This window comes from Kitasatospora sp. NPDC059648 (assembly GCF_042734825.1).
Lineage (GTDB): Bacteria > Actinomycetota > Actinomycetes > Streptomycetales > Streptomycetaceae > Kitasatospora.
The window spans coordinates 22734-38528 of sequence record NZ_JBHWDU010000081.1 but is presented as its reverse complement, the minus strand read 5'-3'; the positions used below and the strand labels follow the sequence as shown (position 1 = coordinate 38528).

Below are 15795 nucleotides of genomic sequence, written 5' to 3'. Positions count from 1 at the left end.
TCCCGCTACCCATGAAGTCAGGATGATCAAGAGATCACGAAGTGACCCGCTTTTGATCCGCTGTCCGTGGTCCTCGTTTCACCCGTTGCCGACAGTCACGCCCCCCGTCAGCCCCGAACAGCAGGCGGACGGACGCAGCGTGCGGCGCCCCAGGCTTACGGAGTACCCGGGCACGGACTTCGGCAGGGATTTGGCCTCGGCCCCGCGTCGTACAGCCAGGGTTTACGGACATCTCAGTCGAGCGATTGACGCCCCGCGGCTCTGAAGCGCGGCATCCTCGCAGTGTTCCGCTGCTGGGTGGCAGCGGGGCCCCTCGCGCCCGACGCATCGGCTGCGGGCGCATCCCAGGTTCTGTCGTCGCCATCGGCCCCATCCCACTGCTCACAGGAGGTATTCATGTCATCCTCATCAGTGCGGACCACCGCCGCCGCCGTCATCGCCGTCTGCACCGTCATGGTGTCGGTGGGCTGTTCTTCGTCCGACCTGGCAGCGCTGAGCGATGGTGACCGAAAAATCTGTGGGGAAGCCGCGCAGGGAGACATCACGGCCCTCGCCGCGGACAGGCCGCTTGCCGACAACGTCGGCATCAGGAAGAACGCCGAGCGGATCACGACCCCGCCGGATGTCATCGCGCGCATCAACAATGACGCCCTCCAGGCCATCGTCGCAGAGTGCGCCAAAGCCGGGTGGAAGGACAGGTCCACCCAGTAGGACTCCTTGGAGAGCGGCTGGCGAGCTAAGAGGGCAGTATGTGGCGTGATGTCGCATCTGTCGTCACCGGATCGTGGGGGACTGCAGCATCCGCGCTGACCAGAGGGCCCGGCCGTGCCGGAGTGTCCCCCGTGAGCGACCGCCCGTCCTACAAGAGCGACTTATCCGACGAGCGCTGGGCCCTGATCGAGCCCGTGATCACCTCCTGGAAGGCCCGGCACCGCTCGGTCAGCGGCCACCAGGGCAACTACGACATGCGGGAGATCGTCAACGCCCTGCTGTACCAGTCCCGCACCGGCTGCCAGTGGGACTACCTCCCCCACGACCTGCCGCCCGCCGGCGCGGTGAAGTACTACTTCTACAAGTGGCGCGACGACGGCACCGACCAGACCATCCACGACCTGCTGCGCTGGCAGGCGCGGGAAAGCAGGGGCCGATCAGCCGGCCCCAGCCTGGTGGTGCTCGACACCCAGAGCCTGCACGCCGCCGCCGGAGTCCCGGCCGACACCACCGGACGGGACGCGAGCAAGAAGGTGCCGGGGCGTAAGCGGGGACTGGCCGTTGACGTGCTGGGCCTGGTGATCGCTGTGGTGGTGCTGGCCGCCTCGGTCCACGACAACGTCATCGGCACCGCGCTGCTGGACAAGGTGGTCGCCGGCACCGAGCCGGGCACCGTGAAGAAGGCCCTGGCGGACCAGGGGTTCAAGAGCACTGTCAAGGACCACGGGGCGGAGGTGGGCATCGAGGTCGAAGTCGTGAAGCGCAACCCCGGCGGCCCAAGCGATGGGTGGTGGAGCAGGCGAATGGGGTCCTGATGCTGCACCGCAGGCTGGCGCGCGACTACGAGCATCGGCCGGCCTCGGCCGAGTCGAGGGTGTACTGGGCCATAAGCGACCGGATGTCGAGGATGCTCACCGGGACCTCCGCCCCTACCTGGCGCGGCGCATGACCGGCGGGGAGCTGACCTTGGGGGCGGTGCTGGTGCGGCTGGAGGAGCGGGAGCAGGAGCTCGCCGCGCAAGCTGAGGCGCTCCGGGAGAAGATCGCGGAGCTGACCGCGCTGCTGGACGGGTTCGACAAGGCCGCCGAGGAGATCCGGATCACCCGTAAGACGCTGCTGGAGCTGCCCGATCCGCTGCCGCCCGCGCCGCCGCCCGCGAAGCTGCCGGACCATCCGGCCTACCGGCAGATCATGGCGGTGTTCGCCGCAGCCGACGCACCGTTGCGGGCACGGGCGGTATGCGAGGCGATGGACGTGGAGATCGCGCCAAGCAACGTCAACAACGTCCGCCTGAAGCTCAAGCGGCTGGTCGAACGCGGGATCCTGGTCGAGACCGAGCAGGGATTGTTCACCCGGCCACGGCCATAGCTGCCCAGCGAGCCCGTGACCAGGCCGCTTGCCCCAACCGAAATGGCGACACGGGCATCGACTTCACCCACCCGCCGTCTCAGGTCCCCTGGAATTGACCGTCTGGACGGCCTCGGGTCCGGCGCCTGCGCGGAACGCTGGGTAGCCGGGCAGCTCGGGCACATCCCACCCCGCGGCAAGCTCGGAGAGCAGTAGCCGCATGGTCGAGGTGAAGGCCGGATACCCCGTCAGCTGGAGCGCGCTTGTCCAGCGGTGTCGCAGCACCTGACGACGGGTGGGCACCGGTCGGCGGGTGCGGTGCATCCGACCGTCCTGGGGCAGCGCGCGGCGCAGTAGGCGCAGCGTCGTGTCGACCGTCCAGACCACCACCGCCTGTGCCATCCCGGCCTGCCAGAGCTCCTCCTCGGCTAGGTCCGGATACTGCGTCACCACCTCGAACTGGTAGCACTCCTCGATCCGCTGGGCTAGGTCGGCCGGCAACTGGTAGACGCACCAGCAGCTGGAGAACGGCATCCGACAGTAGGCGGCGGTCAGGAAGACCGACTGATAGCCGGCTGCCTCGAAGTCGATCAGCCGCAGGCCTTCTGGGGTGATCAGGTTGTTGTCGGGGCAGGTGTCCCCCGGGGTAAAGCCGGGGTATCGCTCGCCGCCGGCGGTGCCGACCGCGGTGAGCTCGTCGGCCAGCCCGGGTGGGGCAGTCAAGCCGCACTCGGTGAGCAGGTCGAGGAAGGCGTCGACGTTCTGCCGCTGCCACGGCTCGTCCTCCCAGCTCGGCAGGCCCTGCCCGTGGTGCTGCCAGAGCGCCGCGAACTCGGCGCGCCGCTGCACTGAACAGGCCGCCAGCCGGCCCAGGCCGCGAGCCCACTCCAGCAGGCCGCGCTCGGCGGCCTTCGGATCAGTGCCCAGCAGCAGGTCCGCCAGGGTGGGCACGTCCCCCAGGTCCGCCATCACCAGCAACCGTCGCTCAATGTCCGCGGCGAGCAGCTCCGGTCCGGCGAGGCCGAGCGAGAGCCCGGCCGTCTCGCCGGTGTATGCGCGCCGTGCTTCAGGATCATCAGCGAACGCCTTGACGATCACGCTGCCGCCGGTGGCGGTCCGGCAGCGCAGCACGGTGCTCCGCGAGCTGCCGCCGAGATCGACGGGGTACCGGAGAGACTGGCCCAGCAGCGCGCCCGCGGCGCGGATGATCTCGTCCACCCCGGCATCCTGCCAGCCTGCCGATCCAAGCTCACCTGATTATGCTCCAGCTCGGGGTGAGCCGGGCAGCGCCAACGTCAGATACGGCATGGACACCCACGTGACGAGCCCCGGCGACAGTGGGATTGTGCGATCAGCTATTGCCCTTCCGAGGACGGCGACATCGGTTTTCTGTGCAGTGCTCGGTGCTCTCGACTCCAGCACGGCTCAGCCCTCTGGTCAGCACGGATGCTGCAGTCCCACACGATCCGATGTTGACAGAAGCGACATCACGTCACATACCACCCTCTCAACGGTTCTTGAATTTCAGAAACTGGCGACAGCCCACTCCGCTGGCAGCTGGGGCAACCGCCCGGTGGCGGAGCTGCTCACCCGGCGGGATGATCCTCCTGCTCGCGGCTCTCCTGAACGTGCCTCCCAGAACCGTAAGCCGCCACGCCCTCGGCTCCCGCTGGCCCACTGGCCGCAAGCTGCGCCGGGGGGTGAACCACCGGACGGAGGAGGAGTTCTGCCCCGCGCGCCTGGCCGAGAGGGCAGCGAAGCAGGCCCGCGCGGATGCGGCGGATGCCCGGCGCCGAGCGCGCGTGCGAGCCACGGAGAGAAGTAGCTCATCCTCCTCGCCCCCTGCGGGTCACCGGCAGAACGGGTTGGGACGGGCTGTTGCATGACCTCGGCGTGGATGCCGCGTCCTTGGGGCACTGGGCACGGTCAGGTGCCGAGCTGGGCGGCGGTGCGGGTGAGTCGGTTCTCGATGTCCTCCAGGGCGTGCAGGACGGTGGCCTTCTCGTCGTCGGTGCTGTTGCCGACGGTGGCGTCCTCGAGCTGGCGCCAGAGCTGCTCGACTTCCTTGCGCAGTGCGTGGCTGGCGGTGGTGGCCTCGATGAGGGAGGCGCGTTTGTCGTCGGGGCACGGGGAGCGGCGCACGAAGCCGGCGTGCTCCAGGCGTCGGATGGTGCGGGTCATGGTGGCGGCGTCGGAGTCGAGCAGGCGGACGAGGTCGACCTGCCGCTGAGGCCCGAGCTCCCACAGCTGCATCATCACCAGTTCCTGGCCGGGGTGCAGGCCCACGCGGCGCAGGAGGTGTCCGGCGATCATGCGGTGGGTGCGGGCCACCCGGAAGATCGCGTGGCTGATCGGTCCTCCACTGGCGGCTGAGGGCAGAGGGATGTCCCCGTTCACCGGGGCCGGACACCGGCCGTCGGCGCTGGCTGCGGACTCCGTCATGGTCTGGCTCTCCTCTGCCTTCGTGAATATTGCTCGAACAGGATACCTCTCACCCTCATCGTGATCCGCGCCGTCCTGCCGCCCGAAGGGCCGCCAGCCGGACGGACTGCTGAGGTCAGACCTGGCGGTACTCGGGGCTTTGTGGCGGGCGTCACGGTTGTTTGCTGAAATGCACCTTCGAAGTTTACTGTTCGAACAGGTAATCCGATTGAGGTTGCGGCGGACACCGACAAGGGGCATCTCCGCCATCTCGACCACGTTCGAAGGGCTTGAGCACGTGACCACTGCGTTCGATCCGATCAACCTGGGCGGCAAGCGTCTGGCCAACCGCATCGCCATGGCGCCGATGACCCGCAGCCGCGCCTACGGACCCGGCGCGGAGCCGACCGAGCTGATGGCGACCTACTACGCGCAGCGCGCTGCGGCAGGGCTGATCATCACGGAGGGGATCCAGCCGTCGCCGGTCGGCCAGGGCTACCCCGACACCCCCGGCCTGCACACGGCAGGGCAGGTGGCGGCGTGGCGGCGGGTGACCGACGCGGTGCACCGCGAGGGCGGGGTGATCTTCGCGCAGCTGATGCACACCGGGCGGATCGGCCACCCGAGCCTGCTGCCCGACGCTCTGGTACCGGTGGCGCCCTCGCCGGTCGCGGCCAAGGGCCAGGTCTTCACCCACGAGGGCCCGAAGGACTATGTGACGCCGAAGGAACTGAGCGAGGCGGAGATCCGCCAGACGATCGCGGATTTCGCCGACGCGGCCCACCACGCGATCGAGGCCGGGTTCGACGGTGTGGAGATCCACGGCGCCAACGGCTACCTGGTCCACCAGTTCCTCGCGCCGAACACCAACCTGCGCACCGACGCCTGGGGCGGCGACGTCGAGGGCCGGATCGGCTTCGCCGTCGAGGTGGCCACCGCAGTGGCCGAGGCGATCGGCAGTGACCGGGTGGGCCTGCGGATCTCACCCGGCAACCCGTACAACGACATCGCCGAGCCCCAGCCGGCCGAGACCTACGAGGCACTGATCGAGCGGCTCGCCGGGCTGGACCTGGCCTACCTGCACCTGATGGAAGGCCCGGACCGCGACCTGACCGCACGGCTGCGCAAGGCCTGGCCCGGCACGTTCGTCCTCAACCCGTTCACCTACCCCGCCGTCACCGGGCCCGAGGCGCTGACGCTGGTCGAGGACGGCACGGCGGACATGGTCGCCTACGGGGCGCTGTTCCTGGCCAACCCCGACCTGCCGGCCCGCCTGGCCGCCGGCGGCCCGTTCAACACCCCGGACCAGTCGACCTTCTACGGCGGCGACCACCGCGGCTACACCGACTACCCCACCCTCACCGACTACCCCACCCTCACCGCCTGACCGGCCCGGCCACCAACGCGGCCGCCTTCCCGGCCACAGGGTGAGTCACAGCGCGCACCTTCCTCCACCCTGTCCTACCTAGGAGTTCCCGATGTCCACTGCGATCACCTTCTCCGAGTACGGAGCGCCCGAGGTGCTGCGGCCGACCGAGGTCACCCCGCCCGAGCCGGGCCCGGGCCAGGTCCGGATCCGGGTGCGGGCCGCCTCGGTGAACCCGCTCGACCTGAAGATCCGCTCCGGCCTGATGGCCAAGGCCGTCCCCGCGCGCTTCCCGGTCACGCCTGGGCTGGACGCGGCCGGTGTCGTCGACGCCGTCGGCGAGGGAGCCGACGTGACGGTGGGCGGTGAGGTCCTCGGTGCCACCCTCGGCGGCAGCTACGCCGAGTACGCGCTGCTGGAGCGTCCGGTGGCCAAGCCCGCGGCCCTGTCGTGGGAGGTCGCCGCCTCGCTGGTCACGGTCGGCCAGACCGCGCACCGGGTCCTCGGTCAGCTCGGCGTCGAGGCGGGCCAGACTCTGCTGATCCACGGCGCGGCCGGCAGTGTCGGCTTCATCGCGGTGCAGCTGGCCGTCGCCCGCGGCATCACCGTCGTCGGCACGGTCGGCGAGAAGGACATCGAGCGCGTCACCGCGCTCGGCGCCACCGCCGTGCGCTACGGCGACGGTTGGCCGGAGCGGGTGAAGGCCACCGCACCGGACGGGGTGGACTTCGTGTTCGACGCCTCCGGCGCCGGGGTGCTCGCCGACTCCGTCGCCCTGACCGGCGATGCGGCCAAGGTGATCACCATCGCTGACATGTCCGCCCAGCAGCATGGCGTGCGTTTCAGCGTCGGCGCTCCCGACCCGAGCGGTCAGGTGCTGCCGGAGCTGGTGCAGCTGGCCGCCGCCGGGAGGCTCACCGTGCCGATCTGGCGCACCTACCCCCTCGCGCAGGCCGCCCAGGCCCACGCCGACCTGGAAGCCCACCGCAACCAGGGCAAGGCCGTCCTGGTGCCCTGAGCCCGAGACCGCCGCCTCGCAATCGTCGGAAGGGCGAGTCGGCCCCCGGGTCGCAGCCGGCCCCGCGCCTCAGTCGGCTGCGGCCCCCACCCCCAACGAGCTCAACCGGTACGACGCAAAGGCCGAACGCGATGGCACTCGCCAGCATCCCCACACGACACCGCTCGTGGCGGACGCGGACCTGGCCGCCGCGTTCGAGGTCCTCGGCCGTAGGTGGAACGGCCTCATCCTCCACACCCTGGCCACCCGGCCCGCCCGCTTCGGCGAACTGCGCACCGCCATCTGCAGCATCAGCACCAAGATGCTCGCCGACCGGCTGCGCGAACTCCTCGACGCCGGACTCGTCACCCACGACCGGCTCCCGCCCGGGCCCGCCAGCTACACCCTCACCCCGGACAGCCGGGCCCTGTTGCCCGCCCTGGAGCAGCTCCGCTCCTGGTCCCGACAGCGCACACCCTGAACCACCTCGCCACACCTCAACCGCAAAGGAAGCCCCATGTCCGAGCGCACCCTTCCCGAGCCGACCTACGCCCGCACCGTCCTGGGTTCCGGCCCGGGCCTGGTCCTCGCCCACGGCGCCGGCAGCAGCGTCAGCAACACCTACGGCCCGATCCTGGAAGGCCTGGCCGCCCATCACACCGTCGTCGGCGTCGACTACCCCGGCAGCGGCGAGACCCCCCGCTCCACCACCCCCCTGGACATCGACGAGATGGCCGACCAGCTGGTCGCCGCAGCCGTCACCGAGGGCCTGGAGACGTTCGCCCTGCACGGTTACTCGCTCGGCGGGCCGGTCGCGATCCGTGCCGCCGCCCGCCACCCCGAGCGGGTCACCGCGCTCGTCCTGACCGCCACCATGGCGCATCCCAACAACCAGCAGGCCCTGACCATCCGGGTGTGGGGCAAGCTCGCCGCCACCGGCGACCGTCGCCTGGTCAGCGAGTTCCTGTTCCCGCACGCCCTCAGCTCCCAGGCCCTGGAGGCCATGCCCGCCGAGCAGCTGGAGGAGGTCATCACCTACGCCGCCGCCGACATCGCGGACGGCACCGTCGAGCACGCCGAACTCGCCACCCGGATCGACGTCCGCGGCGACCTCGCCGCCCTCCGCGTGCCCACCCTGGTCATCTCGACCACCGTCGACCACCTGGTGCCGCCCGCCCTGCACCGCCACCTCGCCGAGACCATCCCCGGTGCCCAGCTCGCGGAGATCCCCACCGGCCACCTGCCCATGGTCGAACGCCCCGAGGAGTGGCAGAACCTCATCACCGACTTCCTCGCCAAGCACAACGCCTGACCACACCCGCGCGGGTCCCGGCACCGGCACCACCCGGACTGGCCCCTGCGCGGGTGATTCCCGCAACAGCCCCCGGTGCGGCTCCGAATGGAGCCGCACCGGGATCGACGATATGGCGCACGGCCGTCGTCACCCGCGCATCCGCGTGACATCAACGGCCGGCGGCCCAGAAGGGGGAGAACACATGCCCAGGAACAGAGCCCGTCGTGGGCGGCGAATTCGAACGACGGCAGGCGCGATCGCCGTGCTCCTTCTCACTGCGTGCAGTGCGAACACCCCCGCCGCGCCCGCCCCGGCCGCCACGTACGGCGTCGGCCGTGCTCCCGCGGGCTTCACCGTCTACGACACGACGTTCTACGCGGATCTCGACCTCCAGCAGACGGGGGCGGTCAAGGCGGACCTCATCTACGGGTCCGCCGTCGCGGCCCTGGCCGGACAGCCCTCCCCTGGAGGCCCGTACGGCGGCCCCAAGGCCGAGCTGGACCTCCCCCCGCAGGCGGCCTACGAGCAGCTGGTCCGCCAGCATCTCGGTACACCGGGGCCACTCGTCCTGGACTATGAGACGCTCTACCTCTCGGGCACGCCCGACGAAGCACAGCGGCACTTCCAGAAGCTCACCACCCTGCTGCAGTGGACCCACGAGGCCGCGCCGGGCAAACAGGTCGGCTTCTGGGGTCTGCTCGACAACACGCAGCCTCGTTACTACCCGCTGGCCCGGACCCTGGCCGAACACGAGGACGCCTTCTTCCCGGACCTCTACTCCTCGTCCCCGGACCAGGACAAATGGCAGGCAAGACTTGACCGCGTCCTGGACGAGGCAAAGCAGATCAACCCGAAGGTGCCCGTCTACCCGTTCCTCTGGCCCCAGTACGACGGCCACACCATGGGGGGCAAGTACCTGCCCCCGGACTCGTGGTCATACGAATTGGCGGCCTGCGGGAAAACGACCAAGGGCGTCGTGATCTGGGGAGGCGGTACCAACGGGAACAGCGACCCGACGTGGGTCGACACACTCAAGCAGTTCACAGCTCGCTAGGACCTGTTTCAGAAGTGGATCAAGGTCATGCGATGATCACGTTCCATGGCTCGGGGAGATCTGACGGACGCCCAGTGGGCGGTGCTGGAACCGCTGCTGTGAGGTTCCCCCGCTGTGTGGGAGGGGCTGACTAGCTGGTCAGGGCGGGTTGACGTGGTTTCAGGTTCACTTGTTCGGTCGTCGTCTGGTCGGCGTAGTGCTTCTCCTCGTACTCGATGGGGCTGAGGTAGCCGAGGCGTTTTTGGATGCGGCGGGGGTTGTCCGGACTGACCCATGCCACACCGCACCACACCGACGCCCGATGCCTACGAAAGGCTTGGTGCCGGGCGGTCAAACCGCCCGGCACGTCGGCCGGTGGGTGCGCAGCTTCTCGCGGTCGCGGGATGTGCCGGCCGGGGCGTTCTCTCAGCGTTCGAGGGCCGCGGCGGCGATGTGCAGAGGCCGATCGTCGCTGGCCCGGGCGCCGTCCCAGATCGACATGAGGTTGGTGATCTTTCCCCACGGGGCCGGCTCGATCACGTTCACGCCGCGAGGCACCTGTCCGGTGGCGGTCCATTCGTAGCCACCGCCGGCAATGCGCCGACCACGTGCCGCACGGCGGTGCCCGGTCCGACGAACGGAAGCTGACTGCCGGCGTTGCCGAGGAACGAGGCGATGCTGCGCGGTCCGGCGACCTGGACGTGGGAGACCAGGCCGGTGAGGGAAGCGTCCGGTGCGAACAGCGCCGCGGCGTGCTCGGCATCGCCGGCGCGTAGCGCCGTGGCCGGATCGTCGACGGCGTACGCCGCGGTGCTGGGCAGGGTCATCGAGGTGGCTACTGCAGTGCCACCGGCGGCGGCGCCGGTCAGCAGCTTGCGCCGGGACAGTGCGGGCCTCTGGACGTTGTTGATCATTTTAGTACCTCCTGGCGGTCTCGATGGGATCGTCCCAGTCCTCGGATCCGCGTCGGGCCCGAGCCACGCGATCTCGACTCCGTGCGGGCGGGTTCCGGAAAGGCTGCTCGCCCAGCGCATTCGAGGTCTTCTCACTTCGAGGGTGGGTCCGCCGCCGCGCTGAGGACGGCGGTGGCGACGAACAGGCGGCGGTGACGGTGGTCATGACGGTGCGGGTCCGGTCAGAAGTGGTGCGGGCCGAAGCGTCCCCAGGCGATCAGCACGAGGCCTGCGATGAAGACGATGTTGACGGCGGCTATCGGAGCCTCGGAGCGGCGCAGGTGGACCGCTGTCCCGCCGAGGGCCAAGGCCAGTCCGCCGACAGCCGCCCAGGGGACCAGCCCGGGGGCGATGTTCACTGCGGACGGGAGGATCAGGCCGAGGCCGACGAGTAGTTCGAGCGCGCCGATGGCCTTGACCGTGGCGTCGGGGAACTGCTCGACCCAGGCGAACACGGTGATGAGTTTCTCGCGGGGCATGGCCAGTTTCATGATGGCGGTCGCGGCGAACACCACGGCGAGAACGCCCTGGACGATCCAGATGAATGTATTCACTGATGTGTCTCCTTGTCAGTACGTTGCCAGGTGGTGATGAGCGGGACCAGCACCTCATCGACGGTCTCGGTCAGGAAGGCGTCCTCCACCGCGGTGTCCGGGGTGAAGGCCCGGTCCGCGCGCAGACCAGCACGGCGAGCCGGACCTGCCGTGCTGGAGCGAGCCGTGCACCGTAATCGGGCCGCCCGAGTACGGAGCACAGGCCGGTCAGGCACGCGCCGGCCACCTGCTCGCGCGCCGCGCGAACCACCTCGTCGTAGAGCTCTGCGACCGGCGGGAAGCCCGCGACCAATCGGTACGCGTCAAGCGCGCTCCCGCGCGCGGCGCGCAGCAGCTCCAGCAAGTCGCCGCGCAGTGTGCCGGTCGGCTCGGACGGCTCGATGACCTGCCCCGTCTGCCGGGTGATCGCGCAGCGCACGAAGTCGGCTTTTCCGGTCCAGCGCCGGTAGATCGTCGCTTTGCTCGCCTTGCCGCGCCGCGCCACCAGATCCAACGACATCCGGTCGTAGCCCACCTGCGAGAGCAGTTCCATGTCGGCGGCGAGGATGGACTCCTCGGCCTCGGATCGTCGCGGTCGCATGATGCCGGGTCAGGGGATCGGGACGGTCTTGCCGTGCGCGTGCTCCTGTCCGAGCTGCATGAATGGCACTTCGCGTCCGCCGTAGCGGTCGAAAGGGACGGCGCGCGCCTCGATAGTCGTGATCACCTCTCGTTAGCGCTGATAGCGTTATCTGCTTAGCGATGTTCGGAGCGAAGATAGCACGCACGTGATAGCGTTGCTACATGAGCGTGGAGAACCCCGAACTGACCGAGGAGAACACCGGCAGCGTCCGCGACCGGATCCTGGCCGCGGTACTGCGCCTGCTGGTGGAAGGCGGCGTGTCGGCGGTCTCGACCAGGGCGGTGTGCGCCGCCGCAGAGACCAACGCGCCGACGATCTACCGGCTCTTCGGCGACAAACGGGGACTGCTGGACGCCGCCTCGACCGTCGGCTGCGCCGTGTACCTCCGGAACGAGCTACCCGGCGACGGCTCCGGCGACCCCGTCGAGGATCTGCGCGCCAACTGGCATGCGCACGTACGCTTCGGCATCGACCACCCGGGCCTGTACGCCGCCATGCAGGCTGACCCGCGTCCGGATACGGCACCGGCAACCGACGCCGTGGCCAAGCAGCTCCGTCCGGTCGCCGAGGCCGGTCGGCTGCGGGTGAGCGAGCAGCACGCGGCGCAACTCGTCTGCGCCACCGTATTCGGCCTGGTCAACGCGCAACTCCAACTGCCACCCGAGCGTCGCGACCCGGCCGTCGCCGATCTCACCTGGAACGCCGTGGCCGCGGCCATCCTGCTCGACGAACCCGCCGCACCGGACCCGGGCCCAGCCGCCGCCGCGATCGCGCTGCGGGCACGGCTGCCGCAGACCACCGCCGTGCTGACCGACCGCGAACGAGGCCTGCTCGAGGAATGGCTCGACCGCATCGCGGCCCACGACAACACGTGACCGAACACGACACCCGCGACGACGAACGACCACAGCACCATCAAGGAGCGAACATGCCGACCGAGATCCCCGCGGCCACCCTGCGCACCCGCGTACGCATACCGCTGAGCTTCGCCGATGGCTACCACGTCACCGTCGAGGCGGCCACCTTCCACGGCCTTGTCGACGGCGCCGAACACGTCGCGCTGCTGTTCGGCGAGCGGGCCGGAGGCGTCACGCCGCTGGTGCGGATGCACTCGGAGTGTCTGACCGGCGACGTGTTCGGCTCCGCCCGCTGCGACTGCGGACCGCAACTGCGCGAGGCGGCCGAACGGATCGAGAACGCCGGCGGCGGCGTGCTGCTCTACCTGCGCCAAGAGGGCCGCGGCATCGGCCTGTACAACAAGCTCGACGCCTACGCGCTGCAGGACACCGGGCTCGACACGTACCAGGCCAACATCGCCCTCGGCCTGCCCGAAGACGGACGCGACTACACCGCCGCCGCCCAGATGCTCACGGCCTTGGGAATCACCGAGATCGACCTGCTGACGAACAACCCCGACAAGGGCCGCCAACTGCGCGACCTCGGCATCACGATCGCCGGCACGACACCGACGGGCGTGCACGCCACCGCGAACAACGCCCGGTACCTGGCGGCTAAGATCCGGCACACCAACCACACCATCGCCCTTGGCGACATGGCCTGCAGCGCCGCGTGACATCGTGAACCGCGCGAAGGATCATCACAAATGCCGACGGGCGCAAGCGCGCAAAATGAGAGGGCGGTCCGTGGGGTGAGGCGGGGGTCGTCGGGGTCGATGGCACGCAGGATGCGGCGGCTGCTGTCGCCCAGCCGGCGCTGCTGCCCCTTGGTGAGGCTGTCGAACACCAGCCGGCGGACTTCGAAGTCCTCGCCGCACTCGGCCTGATCCTGATCACTATCGGCGCAATCGCGACCCACGCCCGCCGCAAGGAAGCCCAGGTCATCGGTGTCAACGTGGACCCGCTGCTGCTCGCCGCAGCGGTCGTCTAGGGCCGCTTCGGGCCGTACTCCTTCGGCTCTGACCCGTCCAGCCGCCACAACCGTCCGTCCAGCACTACGAAACTCCGCGAGACATCATGCGTGCACTTCACGTTCCGACCGCCGGAGACAGGCCCCAGATCGGCGATCTGGCCATCCCCGCTGTCGCCGACGGTACGGTGCTGATCCGGGTCAAGGCCGCCGCCCTGAACCCCGTCGACAACGCGTAGTTATGTGACACCGTGATTCCGTCGGTTGGGCGTAGGTTCTCGGCAAGCGCCCCGGTGGTCCAGCAGGTCAGGCCAGTGGTCAGCGGTGGAGGGGCCGCAGCCAGTTCCAGGGCGTGGGCCCCGACATGTTCGGGAGCTTGGGTGCGGGCTCGTGACCGGCTGGCGAGTCCGGCGGCGCCGTGCTCGGCGAACCGGGCCACCCAGCGGTCGACAGTTGGAGCGGACACGCCGCATTGCGCGGCGACGTCGCCGCGCAATGCGGCCCTGCGCGCGTAGCAGCACCATCCGTTGCCCGCGCCGCGATGACAGGGGCCGTGTCGGGTGCGGCCAGCAGCGCGCGGAGCTCTGCTTGTTGTTCCTTGAACGGTTGCATCCCCGTACGCTCGTGCCGTATCCGGCCAGTTCGGCGGCGAGCTGGCGGGTCAGGCGGGACTTGCCCTGGCCGCCCGGCCCGGTCACCAGCACCCCGGACAAGGCCGGCGGGCTCTGGCACCAGGTAGGCAGACCCTCCAGCTCACTGCGGGGCCGGAACGGCACGATCTCGTACTCCGGCCGCAGCAGCGCCGCCGGCGACGGCGGCGCGGCCGCGGGATGCCCGGGTGTGAGGATGTCCTGCAGCTCGGCAGACTCCAGAACCAGGCGGCGTCCGGTGGCCTCTTCAACGGCCCGCCGAAACGCTTCGGCCTGAGCGAAGGCGTGTACAGGAACCACGGTCAGGCGCCGACTGCTGAAACCCGGTGTGTCCTCGACGGCGATGCCGCACACCAGCTCGCCGCAGGTTACCGCAGCTCCGGAGATGCCCTTCCACAGCGACGCACCGGAGCTCTGTCCGCCGGGCGCGTCAGGGAAGGCCGTCGTGCCAGGGCCTACTACGAGAAGCAACGGGCCCACGGCATCGAATTCAATGCCGCCCTGCGCCAACTCGCCAACCGGCTCGTCGGCATCCTGCACGGCTGTCTCAAGACCGGCACGATGTACGACGAGGCGACCGCCTGGTCGGATCGGGGCCACGTACTCGCAGCTTGATACCCCGGCTCACGGGGTCAACGGTTCCAGACAGCCGACTTCGAAGCCGTCCGCCACTACGACCGCCGTGACCTCACCCATGTCGTCGCGTCCCACCCAGACCGGGTAGACGCCGTCTCCGCCCAACACGAAGGTGACCAGCCCGGCCCCGGTAGCGTCGTCGGTCACCTTGCTGTAGCCGTCTTCGGTGTCGTGGACGCCTTCGCCGCCGCCGGAGGTGAGGGCCCGCATGTAGCGGCGGCCCAGTTCGGTTCGAGCGGTGGAGTCGACAAAGCAGCCCGTGGCGGAGTCGACGCCGAAGCCGAAGTACTGGCCGTCACGCAGCAGCCTCACGTCCTTGCCTGGTGGGACTGCCATCGTCCAGCGGGTAGTCGGCTTCTGGTTCACCAGCAGACGCACGGCATATGTGTCGCGGGCGGTGAAGCGGTCGCCGAACATTTCGTCCTCGTAGCTGGCGCCGGTCTCCTGCACCGGGTAGACACCGGGCGGAACTTCGATCACCAGCGGGTCCCCCTCCGTGCCGGTGGGCAGGTACGAGGGGTCGCAGACCGCCAGCTGCCCTGTCGGCAAGGCGATCTCGGTCACTGTTCTCACCGGCTCGATGGTGAGCGGCTTTGACCGGTGTCGGTGCGTGAACCTGAGTCCGGGAGTGAACAACTCCTCGGGCCAGGGCGCGGCTGCCGGCACCGGCGGCCGCCAGCCGAAAGGCTCCGCCGCACCAGTGGCCGGCTGCGGTGCGATGTCTGAAGTCTCCTCGACGAGCTTGAACGTTCCCTGCAGCCCGAACTGGGGTGCTGTCAGCAGGTGTTCCCAGCGCCCGAATTCCGGGACCGGCAGCCACCACAGGTCGCGCGGCAGGTCGACCAGAGTGCGCGTCGAGCCTCCGAGTCGGCCGCGTGGGTACAGGCCCTGGCTGTTCTTCCCGTCCGGGTACAGATCGATGGTCCGCCTCCAGGCTTCGTCCGAGAGGTCGGGGAGATCCTGCTGCTCGTATCGCCACTCGGCCAGGTGGCGCAGGAACAGCCGTTTCGGTTCCAGCCTGCGCAGGTCGGCTTCGAACACGCGGCGGCCCAAGGAGTCGAACCGCCACAGGCCCAGATAGTGCTCGCTCCACGCGACATGCAGCACCGCGATGGGAAGCTCCTGCCCGAGGGCGGCGAGCACGACCGCGTACGGCTCGCCTGCCGCGTCTCGGCGGGCGGCTTCCTCGCGGGGGATTGGGCGGACTGTCGAACGATTCAGGGCATCCCACCCGTCGCCGTAGAACGCCTCGACGAGCATGTCGCTGTGCACCTCAGTCATCACTGCCTTCCATCGAGCCACCTGCTCCGTGGATCACCATAGAGACCGAGTCCGACAGAGGAGC

General features: G+C 69.6%; 18 protein-coding genes and 2 pseudogenes. 13 read left to right on the top strand and 7 right to left on the bottom strand.

Annotated features, from left to right (window positions below; translation table 11 throughout):
- The first annotated feature begins 411 nt into the window (after positions 1-411).
- From ACFV1W_RS32520 to ACFV1W_RS32510, 3 genes and pseudogenes are all read left to right on the top strand, one after another.
- The gene (locus ACFV1W_RS32520; protein ID WP_380420842.1) at positions 412-711 is read left to right on the top strand and encodes a hypothetical protein; all 300 of its coding nucleotides are present in this window, start codon (positions 412-414) and stop codon (positions 709-711) included.
- A 131-nt stretch (positions 712-842) separates the two neighbouring features.
- Positions 843-1660: pseudogene (locus ACFV1W_RS32515) on the top strand (IS5 family transposase).
- Positions 1657-2079: a hypothetical protein gene (locus ACFV1W_RS32510; RefSeq protein ID WP_380420841.1), complete on the top strand. Its 423-nt coding sequence runs from the start codon at positions 1657-1659 to the stop codon at positions 2077-2079. The pseudogene ACFV1W_RS32515 and the gene ACFV1W_RS32510 overlap by 4 nt, the downstream one beginning before the upstream one ends.
- 63 nt (positions 2080-2142) lie before the next feature.
- Here the strand turns inward: ACFV1W_RS32510 and ACFV1W_RS32505 are convergent, their stop codons facing one another.
- Positions 2143-3276 (bottom strand): hypothetical protein, encoded by a 1134-nt coding sequence (locus tag ACFV1W_RS32505; protein ID WP_380420840.1) that lies wholly within the window; start codon positions 3274-3276, stop codon positions 2143-2145.
- Positions 3277-3984: 708 nt separating this feature from the next.
- Positions 3985-4500 carry a MarR family winged helix-turn-helix transcriptional regulator gene (locus ACFV1W_RS32500; RefSeq protein ID WP_380420839.1) on the bottom strand — a complete coding sequence of 172 codons (516 nt, stop codon included), beginning with the start codon at positions 4498-4500 and terminating at the stop codon, positions 3985-3987.
- Between the two features lie 277 nt (positions 4501-4777).
- Between ACFV1W_RS32500 and ACFV1W_RS32495 the strand changes: the two genes are divergently transcribed.
- The 5 genes from ACFV1W_RS32495 to ACFV1W_RS32475 all read left to right on the top strand — a co-directional run bounded on the left by ACFV1W_RS32495 (position 4778) and on the right by ACFV1W_RS32475 (position 9190).
- Positions 4778-5866, top strand: a complete 1089-nt coding sequence (locus ACFV1W_RS32495; RefSeq protein WP_380420838.1) for an alkene reductase — start codon at positions 4778-4780, stop codon at positions 5864-5866.
- Positions 5867-5957: 91 nt separating this feature from the next.
- Positions 5958-6863, top strand: coding sequence for an NADP-dependent oxidoreductase (locus tag ACFV1W_RS32490; protein WP_380420837.1), 906 nt, complete (start codon positions 5958-5960; stop codon positions 6861-6863).
- A 166-nt stretch (positions 6864-7029) separates the two neighbouring features.
- Positions 7030-7323, top strand: coding sequence for a winged helix-turn-helix transcriptional regulator (locus ACFV1W_RS32485; RefSeq protein WP_380420836.1), 294 nt, complete (start codon positions 7030-7032; stop codon positions 7321-7323).
- A 36-nt stretch (positions 7324-7359) separates the two neighbouring features.
- A complete protein-coding gene (locus ACFV1W_RS32480) occupies positions 7360-8154 on the top strand; it encodes an alpha/beta fold hydrolase (RefSeq protein ID WP_380420835.1) in 795 nt (264 codons plus the stop codon).
- 244 nt (positions 8155-8398) lie between these two features.
- Complete coding sequence (locus ACFV1W_RS32475) at positions 8399-9190, top strand: hypothetical protein (RefSeq protein WP_380420834.1); 792 nt, start codon at positions 8399-8401, stop codon at positions 9188-9190.
- A gap of 521 nt (positions 9191-9711) precedes the next feature.
- Here the strand turns inward: ACFV1W_RS32475 and ACFV1W_RS32470 are convergent.
- From ACFV1W_RS32470 to ACFV1W_RS32460, 3 genes are all read right to left on the bottom strand, one after another.
- The gene (locus ACFV1W_RS32470; RefSeq protein WP_380420833.1) at positions 9712-10083 is read right to left on the bottom strand and encodes a twin-arginine translocation signal domain-containing protein; all 372 of its coding nucleotides are present in this window, start codon (positions 10081-10083) and stop codon (positions 9712-9714) included.
- 221 nt (positions 10084-10304) lie between these two features.
- Positions 10305-10676, bottom strand: a complete 372-nt coding sequence (locus tag ACFV1W_RS32465; protein ID WP_380420832.1) for a DoxX family protein — start codon at positions 10674-10676, stop codon at positions 10305-10307.
- A gap of 70 nt (positions 10677-10746) precedes the next feature.
- On the bottom strand, positions 10747-11256 hold the full coding sequence (locus ACFV1W_RS32460; protein ID WP_380420831.1) for a TetR/AcrR family transcriptional regulator: 510 nt from the start codon (positions 11254-11256) through the stop codon (positions 10747-10749).
- A gap of 203 nt (positions 11257-11459) precedes the next feature.
- Here ACFV1W_RS32460 and ACFV1W_RS32455 point away from each other — a divergent pair, with 203 nt between their 5' ends.
- From ACFV1W_RS32455 to ACFV1W_RS32440, 4 genes are all read left to right on the top strand, one after another.
- Positions 11460-12173 carry a TetR/AcrR family transcriptional regulator gene (locus tag ACFV1W_RS32455; protein WP_380420830.1) on the top strand — a complete coding sequence of 238 codons (714 nt, stop codon included), beginning with the start codon at positions 11460-11462 and terminating at the stop codon, positions 12171-12173.
- 53 nt (positions 12174-12226) lie between these two features.
- The gene (gene ribA, locus ACFV1W_RS32450) at positions 12227-12871 is read left to right on the top strand and encodes a GTP cyclohydrolase II (RefSeq protein WP_380420829.1); all 645 of its coding nucleotides are present in this window, start codon (positions 12227-12229) and stop codon (positions 12869-12871) included.
- A gap of 140 nt (positions 12872-13011) precedes the next feature.
- Complete coding sequence (locus tag ACFV1W_RS32445; protein WP_380420845.1) at positions 13012-13185, top strand: DoxX family protein; 174 nt, start codon at positions 13012-13014, stop codon at positions 13183-13185.
- Between the two features lie 86 nt (positions 13186-13271).
- Complete coding sequence (locus ACFV1W_RS32440) at positions 13272-13403, top strand: hypothetical protein (RefSeq protein ID WP_380420828.1); 132 nt, start codon at positions 13272-13274, stop codon at positions 13401-13403.
- 14 nt (positions 13404-13417) lie between these two features.
- Here the strand turns inward: ACFV1W_RS32440 and ACFV1W_RS32435 are convergent.
- Positions 13418-13663: pseudogene (locus ACFV1W_RS32435) on the bottom strand (helix-turn-helix domain-containing protein); the annotation flags it as partial.
- A gap of 331 nt (positions 13664-13994) precedes the next feature.
- On the opposite strand from ACFV1W_RS32435, the gene ACFV1W_RS32430 reads away from it, so the two are divergent.
- Positions 13995-14429, top strand: a complete 435-nt coding sequence (locus ACFV1W_RS32430) for a hypothetical protein (protein WP_380420827.1) — start codon at positions 13995-13997, stop codon at positions 14427-14429.
- Positions 14430-14438: 9 nt separating this feature from the next.
- On the opposite strand, the gene ACFV1W_RS32425 is transcribed toward ACFV1W_RS32430, so the two are convergent.
- Positions 14439-15731, bottom strand: coding sequence for a DUF4241 domain-containing protein (locus ACFV1W_RS32425; protein WP_380420826.1), 1293 nt, complete (start codon positions 15729-15731; stop codon positions 14439-14441).
- Positions 15732-15795: the final 64 nt, after the last annotated feature.

Bases quoted from the DNA above. Each gene is read 5' to 3' on its own strand.
- ACFV1W_RS32430 (WP_380420827.1), top strand. From the start codon at position 13,995: ATGCCCGGGTGTGAGGATGTCCTGCAGCTCGGCAGACTCCAGAACCAG.
- ACFV1W_RS32470 (WP_380420833.1), bottom strand. From the start codon at position 10,083: ATGATCAACAACGTCCAGAGGCCCGCACTGTCCCGGCGCAAGCTGCTG.
- ACFV1W_RS32510 (WP_380420841.1), top strand. From the start codon at position 1,657: ATGACCGGCGGGGAGCTGACCTTGGGGGCGGTGCTGGTGCGGCTGGAG.
- ACFV1W_RS32425 (WP_380420826.1), bottom strand. From the start codon at position 15,731: ATGACTGAGGTGCACAGCGACATGCTCGTCGAGGCGTTCTACGGCGAC.
- ACFV1W_RS32500 (WP_380420839.1), bottom strand. From the start codon at position 4,500: ATGACGGAGTCCGCAGCCAGCGCCGACGGCCGGTGTCCGGCCCCGGTG.
- ACFV1W_RS32460 (WP_380420831.1), bottom strand. From the start codon at position 11,256: ATGCGACCGCGACGATCCGAGGCCGAGGAGTCCATCCTCGCCGCCGAC.
- ACFV1W_RS32440 (WP_380420828.1), top strand. From the start codon at position 13,272: ATGCGTGCACTTCACGTTCCGACCGCCGGAGACAGGCCCCAGATCGGC.
- ACFV1W_RS32480 (WP_380420835.1), top strand. From the start codon at position 7,360: ATGTCCGAGCGCACCCTTCCCGAGCCGACCTACGCCCGCACCGTCCTG.
- ACFV1W_RS32455 (WP_380420830.1), top strand. From the start codon at position 11,460: ATGAGCGTGGAGAACCCCGAACTGACCGAGGAGAACACCGGCAGCGTC.
- ACFV1W_RS32490 (WP_380420837.1), top strand. From the start codon at position 5,958: ATGTCCACTGCGATCACCTTCTCCGAGTACGGAGCGCCCGAGGTGCTG.
- ribA (WP_380420829.1), top strand. From the start codon at position 12,227: ATGCCGACCGAGATCCCCGCGGCCACCCTGCGCACCCGCGTACGCATA.